This is a genomic window from Microbacterium sp., assembly GCF_035554235.1.
Taxonomy (GTDB): domain Bacteria; phylum Actinomycetota; class Actinomycetes; order Actinomycetales; family Microbacteriaceae; genus Microbacterium.
Genome location: NZ_DATMIO010000097.1, coordinates 1 through 11,066, shown reverse-complemented (window position 1 = coordinate 11,066; position 11,066 = coordinate 1). Strand labels below are relative to the sequence as shown.

Sequence of the window (11,066 nt, the reverse complement as noted above, 5' to 3'; positions counted from 1 at the left end):
CCGCACGGAAGTGGACGCCCGCCGGCAGTTCGACTGCTCGTGCGCGAGCCGTCAGAGCCCCTGCGCGAGCCGGTAGTACGCCTGGTTCCAGCGCAGTTCGCGCTGGAAGTCGCGCACCGTGGTGTCGTCGTCGATGACGACCAGTTCGGTCTTTGCGATCTCCGCGTAGTCGCGGAACACGTCGATGCCGACAGCGGTGGTCATCACGGTGTGATGGGCGGCGCCGGCCGTGAGCCAGCACGCGGCGCTCGTAGCGAAGTCCGGCTGCGGCGTCCAGACGGCGCGCCCGACGGGGAGCTTGGGCAGATCGGGGGCCTCGACGTTCTCGACGACGTTGGCGACGAGGCGGAAACGGTCGCGCATGTCGCTCAGTGCGACGACCAGGGCCGGGCCGGGGTCGGCGGTGAAGACCAGGCGCACCGGGTCGTCCTTGCCGCCGATGCCGAGGGGGTGGATCTCGAGCGTCGGCTTCGCGGTGCTGAGCGACGGCGACACCTCGAGCATGTGCGCACCGAGGATGCGCTCGTTGCCGGGAACGAGGTCGTAGGTGTAGTCCTCCATGAGGCTCGCGCCGCCGGGAAGGCCCGCCCCCATGACATTCGCGACGCGCACGAGGATCGCCGTCTTCCAGTCGCCCTCGGCGCCGAACCCGTAGCCCTCGGCCATGAGCCGCTGCACGGCGAGGCCGGGCAGCTGCGTGAGTGCGCCCAGATCCTCGAAGCTCGTGGTGAATGCACCGAACCCGCCCTCCTCGAGGAACGCCCGCAGGCCGACCTCGATCGCGGCCCCGTCGCGCAGCGACTGGTGGCGGTCGCCGCCGGGACGCAGTTCCGGCACGACGTCGTAGGCCTCGAGATACTCATCGATCAGCGCATCGACGTCGGCAGCGGATGCCGCGGCCACCGCATCGGCGAGCTCGTTCACGCCCCACGTGTTGACCTGCACCCCGAACCGCAGCTCGGCCTCGGTCTTGTCTCCCTCGGTGACGGCGACGTAGCGCATGTTGTCGCCGAAGCGGGCGAGCTTGAGCGACCGCGACGCGGCCCAGCCGGCGGCGGCCCGCTGCCACGTCTCGACCTGGGTCAAGACATCCGGATTCGACACGTGCCCGACGACCGTCTTGCGGGCAACGCCCAGGCGGGTCTGGATGTAGCCGAACTCGCGGTCGCCGTGCGCGGCCTGATTCAGGTTCATGAAATCGAAGTCGATCTCGGCCCACGGCAGCTCGACGTTCGCCTGCGTGTGCAGGTGCAGGAGCGGCTTCTGCAGCGCGTCGAGCCCGCCGATCCACATCTTCGCCGGGCTGAAGGTGTGCATCCACGCGATCACGCCGATGACGTTGTCGCGGGCGTTCACGTCGAGGGCGAGACGGCGGATGCTGTCGGAGTCCTTCAGCACGGGCTTCCAGACGACCGTGACGGGCAGGCCGTCGAGCCCTGCGACGACGGCTTGCGACTGCTCGGCGACCTGGCGCAGGGTCTCGTCGCCGTAGAGGTTCTGGCTGCCGGTGACGAACCAGACCTCGTAGCCGTCGAGGGATGTGGAGAGGGGCGTGCGGGTCATGGTTCTTCCTTCGTGTTCGAGTTGTGCCGCGCGTTCGGCGGAGCGCGGGTCAGAGTGCTTCGGTGGCGGCGCGCTCGACGGCGAGGCCGGCACGGTAGTGGTCGAGGAAGGCCGAGAAGCCCGCGACATCTTCGGGGTTCGGCTCCACGACGTCGAGCGTCGCATTGCGGAAGACCCGGTCGTTCAGGTAGCCGCTCAGGTCGGTGTCGGGTGCAGCTGACAGGTAGGCGGCGAGCACCGCGATGCCCCACGCCCCGCCCTCGGCCGCGCTCTCGCCGACGGCGACCGGCGCGTCGAGCGCGCCCGCGAGGAAGCGCTGGGCGACGCCCGCGGTGCGGAACATGCCACCGTGGGCGAACATCCGCTCGAGGGCGACGCCCTCGCCGGAGAGCACCCGCATGCCGAGGCTGAGCGTGCCGAAGACCCCGTAGAGCTGTGCACGCATGAAGTTCGCGAGCGTCAGGCTGCTGTCGGGGGTTCGCACGAAGAGCGGCCGGCCCTCGGACAGCCCCGCGATCGGTTCGCCCGCGAGGTGGTTGTAGGCCAGCAGCCCGCCGGCATCCGCTTCGCCTTCGAGCGCCTCGCGGAACAGCACGTCGAACACGGCATCGACGTCGACCGGCGTGCCCGCCGCGGCGGCGAATCGGCCGAACATCCCGGCCCACGCGGCGAGTTCGCTCGCGCCGTTGTTGCAGTGCACCATCGCGACGAGGTCGCCGGCGGGTGTCGTGACCACGTCGATTTCGTGGTGGACGCTCTCGAGGGCCCGGTCGAGCACGACCATCGCGAAGATGCTGGTTCCGGCGCTGACGTTGCCGGTGCGCGGCGCGACCGAGTTGGTCGCCACCATGCCGGTGCCCGCGTCTCCCTCGGGCGGACAGAGCGGGATGCCGGGGCGGAGCGCGCCCGAGGGATCGAGCAGGGCGGCACCCTCCGACGTCAGCTCCCCCGCCGGCCGGCCGGCGACGAGCGCTTCGGGCAGCAGGCCGGCGAGGCTCGCGCCGGGCAGCCGATCGCCGACGAGGGCGTCGTATCGCCGCAGCAGCTCGGCGTCGTAGTCCCTCGTCGCGGCATCGATCGGGAACATCCCCGACGCATCACCGACGCCGATCACCTTGCGACCCGTGAGCCGCCAGTGCACGTAACCGGCGAGGGTGGTGAGGAAGCGCACCTGCGGGACGTGCGGCTCCTCGTCGAGGATCGCCTGATGGAGGTGAGCGATCGACCACCGGAGCGGGATGTTGGTGCCGAAGAGGTCGGTGAGCTCGGTCGCCGCGGGCCCCGTTGTCGTGTTGCGCCACGTGCGGAACGGAACGAGCAGCTCGTCGGCCGCATCGAACGCGAGATAGCCGTGCATCATCGCCGACACCCCGATCGCCCCGAACGTCTCGGGACGCACCCCGTAGCGACGCGTCACGTCGGCGACCAGGTCGGCGTAGGCGGATCGGATGCCGGACCACACGTCATCGAGTGAGTAGGTCCAGACCCGGTCGACGAACCGGTTCTCCCACTCGTGGCTGCCGACGGCCAGTACGGTGGCGGCGCCGTCGTCGGCGACCAGGCACGCCTTGATGCGCGTCGAGCCCAACTCGATGCCCAAGGCCGTGCGGCCCGCGAGGATCGCGTCCCTGGTCGTGCCGTCGGCTCCGTCGTGGATCGCCGAGTCGTCGGGCGCCGAGTCGTGGGGCGCCGGGTCGGACGTCGCGTTGCTGGCCACTGGTTCCTCCGTTGGATTGGTGATGATGCGCCGGCGCGTCAGCGGCGGTCGTCGGTGGTTTGTCCGTAGACGTTCTGGTACCGGTCATAGAGCGCGTCGATCGCGTCCTGCGGGATCGGGATCAACGGACCCGCCTCCCGCGCGAAATGCACCGTACGGGCGACATCCTCGACCATCACCGCCGCCTTCACCGCATCCTTCGCGGAGCTGCCGATCGTGAACGGACCATGATTCTGCATCAACACCGCCCGGGAGCGATGCCCGGTGAGCGTCTCCACAATGCCCCGGCCGATCGAATCATCCCCGATGATCGCGAACGGCCCCACCGGCACCGGCCCCCCGAACTCATCCGCCATCGCCGTCAGCACACACGGAATCTGCTCCCCCCGCGCCGCCCACGCCACCGCGAACGTGGAATGCGTATGCACCACCCCACCCACCTCCGGCATGTTCCGGTACACATACGCATGCGCCGCCGTATCACTGGACGGCGACCGGTCACTGCCCGGCGTCCCCGGCACCACGGTGCCCTCCAGATCACACACGATCATGTTCTCCGGCGCCAGATCCTCATACGAGACCCCCGACGGCTTGATCACGAACAAATCCGCACCCGGCACCCGGCCCGACACATTCCCACCCGTCCACACCACCAGCCCATACCGCACCAACTCCGCATGCAACCCCGCCACCTCGGCACGGACGGTGGCGATGGACGCCTCGACATCGGAGCTGAAATCAGTCATGCGAATATGTTACCGGTAACATTCGGGGATGTCCAGCAAGTGAAACGCAGGATGCCGATGACGGCCGAGCACCTGCGCGCGTGCGCCCGGTCGGCGCGCATCGGCACGGGCGCATCGGCCCTGGCGCATCAGCACCGCGCCCGTCAGTCCGCCCGGCCCGTCGAGGCGCGCACGATCAGCCTCGCCGGGCCGGGGGCGAGCTCGGGGTCGGCGAGGCCGAGCACCTCGCCGACGGCGCGCCGCGCCTCACCCACGATGTCGAGACGGACCGTCGTCAGGGCGGGGCTGTAGAACGCGGCATCGGGGTTGTCGTCGAAACCCGTGATGCTCACGTCGCGCGGCGCATCGACACCCGCACCGTGCAGCCCGGCCATGAGGCCGAGGGCCATCTGGTCGTTTGCGACGGCCACCGCGGTCGGGCCGCCGGGCGCGCGAACGGCGGCGGCGACCTCCGCCGCGAGCGCCGCACCGGAAGCGGCGCTCCAATCGCCCTCCCACCGAAGGCCGGCCTCTGGGAGCGCGCGGACGACGCCCGCTTCACGTGCGGAAGCCTCGAACCAGTGCGAGGGACCCGCCACGCGCGCGATTCGGCGATGCCCGAGGTCCACGAGGTGCCGGACCGCGAGCTCCGCACCCTCCGACTGGCGCTCTGCACCGGGCCCGGCATGCAGCGCCGCGACGGGCACGCCGGGCGCCGCCGACGACGCCGCCGCGACGGTGCGAGCATGAGTGGCGAGCACGACGATGCCGTCGACGCCGTGGGAGACGAGGTGGCGGGCAGCGGCATCCACCGACTCTTCATCGGCGGCATCCGCGTACACCGTGGCGACCCACCGGCCGACCGAACGCGCGGCCGCCTCGAGCGCCTCGATCGCGATCGACGGGCCATACAGCGTGGCATTCGAGGCGATCAGGCCCAGCGTCCGCGTCGTGCTGGTGCCGAACGACCGGGCCGTGTTGTTCATGCGGTAATCGAGCGCCGCGACCGCCTCGCGCACGCGATCCCGCGTCTCGGCGCGGATGCCGGGGTAATCGTTGAGTACCCGAGAGACCGTCTGCGTCGACACGCCCGCGAGCCGCGCCACGTCACGCACTCCCACGCGTCGGGTGCTCGGCGCTTCGCTCATGGCTCCCCAGACTAGCTCTCGGTCCCGGATCAACTCGGCCAATAGCCCCTGGCGGTGCGAGCCGCGACCACGCAGACTAGCCGCATGATCGGGGACCGCCGCGCGTGGGTGCTGCACGTCGACCTCGATCAGTTCATCGCGGCCGTCGAGGTGCTGCGCCGCCCCGAGCTGGCCGGCAAGCCGGTGATCGTCGGCGGTCGCGGCGATCCGACAGAGCGCGCGGTGGTGTCGACGGCGTCCTACGAGGCGCGCGCGTTCGGAGTGGGCTCCGGGATGCCGCTGCGCATCGCCGCGCGGAAGGCGCCCGAAGCGGTGATCCTTCCGGTGGATGCCCCGGCTTACACCGCCGCGTCCGACGATGTCATGGCCACCCTGCGGGCCCAGCCGGACGCGATCGTGCAGGTGCTCGGCTGGGATGAGGCATTCATCGCGATCACGACCGATGACCCGGAGTCGTACGCGCGGCGAGCGCAGCACGCCGTGCTCGAGCGCACGGCGCTGCACTGCAGCGTCGGCATCGGTGACACCCTCGTTCGGGCGAAGGTGGCGACCGGATTCGGCAAGCCCCGAGGCGTCTTCCGGCTCACCGCAGACAACTGGCTCGAGGTCATGGGCGCGCGGCCCACGAACGATCTCTGGGGAGTGGGCCCCAAGATCTCCAAGCGCTTGGCCGGTCTCGGCATCCTCACCGTCGCGCAGCTCGCCGCCGCCGACGACCGCGACCTGATGCCCGAGTTCGGCCCCCGGATGGGCCCCTGGTACGCGCAACTCGGGCGCGGCGAGGGCGCGACGGTCGTGGACGACACCCCCTGGGTGCCGCGGGGCCACGGCAGGGAGACGACCTTCCAGCGGGACCTCGTAGAACGCGCGCAGGTCGAGCATGCGGCGCAAGGCCTCCTCGCGCAGGTGCTCGAAGACGTGTCGGCGGATGGCCGGCCCGTCGTGGGTCTGGGACTCAAAGTGCGGTACGCGCCGTTCTTCACGAAGACATTCACGAAGAAGATCCCGTCCACCTTCGACCGCGACGAAGTGCTGGCGAAGACGATGGAGCTGGTCGAGCGGATCGAGCCCGACCGCCCCATCCGCCTGCTCGGCGTTCGGGCCGAGATGGCCATGCCCGACGACGCCCGCCAGGGACACTCCCCTACCCGCAGCGGGTGGTGACGAGGAACGTGGCCGCGGGCGAAGCCCTGCGGCACGCGTTGTTCACCTCGCTCATCTACATTGCCTCCATCGCATTCCCGAGTGCAGGCGAGGAGGGCCCATGAAGGAGATCACGGAACTGACCGAAGACGAGTCGGACTGGGTCGAGTCGCTGGTGACGACGCTCGGGACCCTCGGCGTGGCCGCCGAGCCCGCAGCCTTGGACGCTTTCCTCGATCAGTCACGGGAGACGTGGACGCTCGAGAGCTCCGATCCGACGCCGGTCATCAATCTGGTCGGAGCGGGCATCGGGCACTACCTCGCGACCACGCTCGCGCTGCGATGGGTGCGCGTCACCGACAAACGCGGGCAGCGATTGGCCGTCTACGGCGATTCGAAGAAGACGCTGGCGTTTCCGCTGGCCGCCGTCGCCCGCAGATGGGGTGGTGAACCGGGTTCTCTCACCCGATACGTCGAAGAGACGATCGCAACCATCACGCAGCTCCGGGCCGGGATCGCGAGTTAGTCACGTCGGATCGTCATCCCGCGTGCAGAATCTCGCAGTCGCCTCCGGGCGCGAGGACAGTCTCATGACCGTCGTCATACCGCACGACGAGCAGCGGATTCTCCGCGCTGCCGCGCACCTCGATGACGTCGCCCTCCCGCTCGGCGGCGCCGACAATGCGTCCGTGGATACGGACGCGATCGCCCACCATGGCGTGCATCATCGACCACCTCCACGGTCAGGATAACGCTCACCCGCCGGCGATACGAGGGGCGTCGCGACACCGATCGACGCGGCTCTGTCAACCCGTTGCCAAGGGATGTGCCGTAGTGGAGAGTCTCCACAGATATCGATGACCGCCGGCACCTGCCGCGCCGACCGTACGGAGCACATGGACGACACGACCCGATCCGGCCACGAGACCTCTTCCCCGAGTCGCGCCGCGCTGATCTACAACCCCGTGAAACTCGACGCCGATGCCCTCAGGGCGCAAGTGGAAGCGGCCGAGACCGCGTCGCAGTGGGGCCCGACGCTCTGGCTGGAGACGACGGAGGAGGACCCCGGGAGCGGGCAGGCCGAGCAGGCGCTCGAGTCCGGCGTCGCGGTCGTGATCGCCGCCGGTGGGGACGGAACCGTCCGCGCGATAGCGGAAGTGATGCGCGGCAGCGGCGTCCCGCTGGCGTTGCTGCCTTCCGGCACGGGCAATCTCCTCGCCCGAAACCTCGACCTCACCCTCGATGACTCCGACCATTCCCTCACCACGGCGTTCACGGGACGCGACCGGGCGATCGATATGGCCATGATCGACATCCGCAACGCCGAGGGCACGACCCGCTACGCGTACCTGGTCATGGCCGGTGTGGGGCTCGACGCGAAGATGCTCGCGAACACCGACGACCAACTCAAGGAACAGGCGGGCTGGCTCGCGTACGTGAAGGCGATCGGAGTCGCGCTCGGCGACAAGAACCGCCTGCGACTGCGGTACAGCCTCGACGGAGGCAGGGCGAGGTCGCTCAGCGCTCATACGGTCATGGTGGGAAATTGCGGGTCGCTGCCCGCGAACATCCTGCTGCTTCCCGAAGCGGCAGTCGACGACGGCATCTTCGACATCGTGGTGCTCCGCCCCGAGGGGTTCTTCGGGTGGGTGCAGGTCATGACCAAGATCATCTGGGAGAACGGTGTGCTCCGCAGAACGAGCGCGGGTCGCAAGCTGATGGGGCCGACGAAGCAGGTCCGGGCGCTCAACTACCTGAAGGGCAAGGAGCTCATCGTGCGTCTCAGTCGCGCCGAGCAGATTCAGCTCGACGGCGACAGCTTCGGCGAAGCCCTCTCGTTCAAGACCTGGGTCGATCCGTCGAGCCTGCTCGTGCGGGTTCCGGCGGAGTGACCGGCCTACGGCCAGCTGCACCGCGAAGGTGTGGATGATCGCGCCGGCTGCGATAGCGCCCGAGCCTGCGCCGTGCGAACGTGACCTGACGGTGCGCGACGCGCAGCCCGGTGCGTCACATCCTGGCGTAGCGCGCGCGAGCGAAGCAGAAGAGTCCGTAGACCACGAGTCCGGCACCCACGATCCACAAGATGAAGACGCCGAAAGGCAACACGGCGAGCGCGTGGAGGGCGGCATCCAATCCCCCTGCCGTCTCAGGGGCCCGCGTGATCGCGGCGACGACGAAGAGGACGCCGGTGACGGCGATTGCGACGCCCTTGGCGACGTAGCCGACGACGCCGAACGCCACGATGCCGCGCCTGGCGCCTCCGGCCGGCAGGGCGAGGTGCTTCTCGAAGGCGCGGGTGAGACCCCGCACGATGAACGCGATCCCGACCGCGGCGATGACGAGGCCGATGAAGACGAGGAGGATCACTCCCGCGGTCGTCGCCATGAGCTGTGCGCTCATCGACGTCGACGACTGCGACGAGTCCGACTGGCCGCCGAGCGCATACACGAGTGCGGTGATCGCGATCGCCACGTAGGCCGCCGCGGTGCCGAGGTACTTGAGCCGGTATCCCCACTTCTTCTTGGTGTCGGGGTCGCGCTCGAGCACCGCCTCGGCGATCTGCCAGATCGCGAGAGCCGCCAGACCGACGACGATCGCCCACAGCAGGAAGACGCCCGCGGGTGACCTCTGGATCTGCTCCATCGCTCCACCCTGATCCGCCTCGCCGCCACCGCCGGTCGCGACCGAGATCGCGATCACCCCGATCACGATGTGCAGGATGCCGAGCACGACGTAGCCGATGCGCGCGACGACGCGGAAAGCCGTGGAATCTTGCGCCGCTCGGGCAGCGGCCTTCGGTTCACTCATCGGCGCATAGTATCGAGCTCCCTGAGCCTCGGGCAGGGGGTTGAGTTCGGTGCTCGACCGTGCTTCAGATCGCCCTTCCCGACCGCGCTGCGCGACGACCTCGTGCGGCCCACCGCAGGGCGGGTACCGCGATCACGACCGGCAGCAGCCACGGCCCGACCACGAAGATCGGGTCCAGCCACGCGTGCTTCAGGTCGACGCGCCCGCGGCGAAAGCGCGACGCGATCGGTCGACGACCGCGTTCGCCGAGCACTCCGCTCTGGGTGATCGGATCGTCGGGCCGCGCGGAAGCGAACGAGGACAGATGGGCGGTCGCGGCATCCACCCGGTCTCCCACGATGAGCAGCAGCCAGTGCGCGGCCTGCGCCTCGCTGTACGCGCTGTAGGCGTAGCGGCGGATCGCACCGGCGAGGCCCTTCAGCGGCTGGGCCGTGCCGAACACGGGAGTGAGTCTGAGGTGCTCCACCGATCGCTCGCGCCGCATCAGATCGGACTGCTGCTCGGGGATCTGCCAGTGGGCCCCGGTCGGGATGCCGGGCTGCTCGCGGGGGAATGCGGGGCGATCAGCCGGGTCGAGGTCGGCGCCCCAGCCGGGGATGCGCGCCCGGAGCAGCGCCGTGTTGGGCGCGGCGCCCGGTCTGCCAGATGTGTAGGGCATGTCGTCTTCCCTCCGTTGTCGATTCACCTGTCACGCCGGCGTGATGACGGTCTTGATGCAGTCATCGAGCTTCGACGAGAACATGTGGTAGCCGTCGGCGATGTGGTCGAGCGGGATGCGGTGCGTGATCAGGTCGCTCGGGGTGACGGCGCCGCTTCGGATGTGTTCCCACAAGCGCGGCCACTGCCGCTTCACGGGCGCCTGGTTGGTGCGGATGGTGAGGCCCTTGTTCACGGCATCCCCGAACTTCACCGCGCTGAAGAGGGGTCCGTATGCACCCATCACCGACACCGTTCCGCCCTTGCGAACGGAGTCGATCGCCCAGTTCAGGGCGACGGGAGACCCGCCCTGCATCTTCAGCTTTGCTGAAGTGATGTGCTGCAACACGTGGCCGTCCGCCTCCGCTCCGACCGCGTCGATGGCGACGTCGGCGCCGAGTCCGTCGGTCGCGCGCTTGAGCCGGCGGACGATGTCGCCGACCTGCCCGAAGTTGACGGTCTCGGCGAAGGCGAAGGTCTCGGCCTTCTCGAGTCGGTAATCGAGATAGTCCACCACGATGACCCTCCCGGCGCCCATCAGCCAGCACGACCGCGCCGCGGCGAGGCCGACGGGCCCCGCCCCGAAGACGACCGCGGTGTCACCCTCGGCGATGTCCGCGAGTTGCGCGCCGAAGTAGCCCGTCGAGAACGCGTCGGTCAGAAGCAGCGCGTTCTCGTCGGATATCCCGTCCGGGATGACGGCCGGCCCGACATCGGCGAACGGCACTCGCACCAGCTCTGACTGTCCCCCGTCGAATCCGCCCGCGGTGTGCGAATACCCGTAGATGCCGCCGACCGCCGTGGCGTTGGCGTTGACGTTGTGGCAGTTCGAGAACAGGCCGCGCGCACAGAAGAAGCAGGAACCGCAGTAGATGTTGAACGGGACCATCACCCGGTCGCCGGCCTTCACGTTCTGCACGGCCGGGCCCACCCGCTCGATGGTGCCGATGAACTCATGCCCGAAGGTATGCCCGATTCTCGTGTCGGGAATCATGCCGTGGTAGAGGTGCAGGTCGGAGCCGCAGATCGCGGCGAGCTCGACCCGCACGATTGCATCACCGGGGTGCTCGATCTTCGGGTCGGGCTTCTCCTCGACGCGGATCTTGTACGGCCCGCGGTAGACCATGGCTTTCATGCGCACCTCCTGCGACCGCCAGCATGTACCCCGGTCGCCCATCCGCTGGAGGGGGTTGCGCCCGCGCCCGAACTGGTGCACGCTCGCGGTTCGGTGCGGATGCGGCATCCCACCGGAGCGGTGAGACACAT

Annotated in this window: 11 protein-coding genes; 3 read left to right on the top strand and 8 right to left on the bottom strand. The window is 69.3% G+C overall.

Going from position 1 to position 11,066, the window contains the following annotated elements:
- Positions 1–51 precede the first annotated feature (51 nt).
- From araA to VNT50_RS04740, 4 genes are all read right to left on the bottom strand, one after another.
- Entirely contained in the window at positions 52–1,563 is a 1,512-nt protein-coding gene (gene araA, locus VNT50_RS04755) for an L-arabinose isomerase (protein ID WP_325483954.1), read from the bottom strand.
- A gap of 49 nt (positions 1,564–1,612) precedes the next feature.
- Positions 1,613–3,220, bottom strand: coding sequence for a xylulokinase (locus tag VNT50_RS04750; protein WP_325483956.1), 1,608 nt, complete (start codon positions 3,218–3,220; stop codon positions 1,613–1,615).
- Between the two features lie 98 nt (positions 3,221–3,318).
- Complete coding sequence (locus VNT50_RS04745) at positions 3,319–4,026, bottom strand: L-ribulose-5-phosphate 4-epimerase (protein ID WP_325483953.1); 708 nt, start codon at positions 4,024–4,026, stop codon at positions 3,319–3,321.
- A gap of 143 nt (positions 4,027–4,169) precedes the next feature.
- Positions 4,170–5,153 carry a LacI family DNA-binding transcriptional regulator gene (locus tag VNT50_RS04740; RefSeq protein ID WP_325483952.1) on the bottom strand — a complete coding sequence of 328 codons (984 nt, stop codon included), beginning with the start codon at positions 5,151–5,153 and terminating at the stop codon, positions 4,170–4,172.
- Positions 5,154–5,237: 84 nt separating this feature from the next.
- Between VNT50_RS04740 and VNT50_RS04735 the strand changes: the two genes are divergently transcribed.
- Positions 5,238–6,317, top strand: coding sequence for a DNA polymerase IV (locus VNT50_RS04735; RefSeq protein WP_325483951.1), 1,080 nt, complete (start codon positions 5,238–5,240; stop codon positions 6,315–6,317).
- Between the two features lie 100 nt (positions 6,318–6,417).
- A complete protein-coding gene (locus VNT50_RS04730) occupies positions 6,418–6,822 on the top strand; it encodes a DUF3806 domain-containing protein (protein WP_325483950.1) in 405 nt (134 codons plus the stop codon).
- Between the two features lie 13 nt (positions 6,823–6,835).
- Here VNT50_RS04730 and VNT50_RS04725 read toward each other — a convergent pair whose 3' ends face one another.
- Positions 6,836–7,021, bottom strand: a complete 186-nt coding sequence (locus VNT50_RS04725; protein WP_491715935.1) for a DUF1918 domain-containing protein — start codon at positions 7,019–7,021, stop codon at positions 6,836–6,838.
- Positions 7,022–7,192: 171 nt separating this feature from the next.
- Between VNT50_RS04725 and VNT50_RS04720 the strand changes: the two genes are divergently transcribed.
- Positions 7,193–8,188, top strand: a complete 996-nt coding sequence (locus tag VNT50_RS04720) for a diacylglycerol/lipid kinase family protein (protein WP_325483948.1) — start codon at positions 7,193–7,195, stop codon at positions 8,186–8,188.
- Positions 8,189–8,303: 115 nt separating this feature from the next.
- Here the strand turns inward: VNT50_RS04720 and VNT50_RS04715 are convergent, their stop codons facing one another.
- From VNT50_RS04715 to VNT50_RS04705, 3 genes are all read right to left on the bottom strand, one after another.
- Positions 8,304–9,104, bottom strand: coding sequence for a DUF1206 domain-containing protein (locus VNT50_RS04715; protein ID WP_325483947.1), 801 nt, complete (start codon positions 9,102–9,104; stop codon positions 8,304–8,306).
- 64 nt (positions 9,105–9,168) lie between these two features.
- Entirely contained in the window at positions 9,169–9,762 is a 594-nt protein-coding gene (locus VNT50_RS04710) for a hypothetical protein (RefSeq protein ID WP_325483946.1), read from the bottom strand.
- Positions 9,763–9,792: 30 nt separating this feature from the next.
- Positions 9,793–10,935, bottom strand: coding sequence for a zinc-dependent alcohol dehydrogenase (locus tag VNT50_RS04705; protein WP_325483955.1), 1,143 nt, complete (start codon positions 10,933–10,935; stop codon positions 9,793–9,795).
- Positions 10,936–11,066 lie beyond the last annotated feature (131 nt).

Coding starts and splice junctions, on each gene's coding strand:
- araA (WP_325483954.1), bottom strand. CDS start 1,563: ATGACCCGCACGCCCCTCTCCACATCCCTCGACGGCTACGAGGTCTGG.
- VNT50_RS04745 (WP_325483953.1), bottom strand. CDS start 4,026: ATGACTGATTTCAGCTCCGATGTCGAGGCGTCCATCGCCACCGTCCGT.
- VNT50_RS04740 (WP_325483952.1), bottom strand. CDS start 5,153: ATGAGCGAAGCGCCGAGCACCCGACGCGTGGGAGTGCGTGACGTGGCG.
- VNT50_RS04735 (WP_325483951.1), top strand. CDS start 5,238: ATGATCGGGGACCGCCGCGCGTGGGTGCTGCACGTCGACCTCGATCAG.
- VNT50_RS04730 (WP_325483950.1), top strand. CDS start 6,418: ATGAAGGAGATCACGGAACTGACCGAAGACGAGTCGGACTGGGTCGAG.
- VNT50_RS04725 (WP_491715935.1), bottom strand. CDS start 7,021: ATGCACGCCATGGTGGGCGATCGCGTCCGTATCCACGGACGCATTGTC.
- VNT50_RS04720 (WP_325483948.1), top strand. CDS start 7,193: ATGGACGACACGACCCGATCCGGCCACGAGACCTCTTCCCCGAGTCGC.
- VNT50_RS04715 (WP_325483947.1), bottom strand. CDS start 9,104: ATGAGTGAACCGAAGGCCGCTGCCCGAGCGGCGCAAGATTCCACGGCT.
- VNT50_RS04710 (WP_325483946.1), bottom strand. CDS start 9,762: ATGCCCTACACATCTGGCAGACCGGGCGCCGCGCCCAACACGGCGCTG.
- VNT50_RS04705 (WP_325483955.1), bottom strand. CDS start 10,935: ATGAAAGCCATGGTCTACCGCGGGCCGTACAAGATCCGCGTCGAGGAG.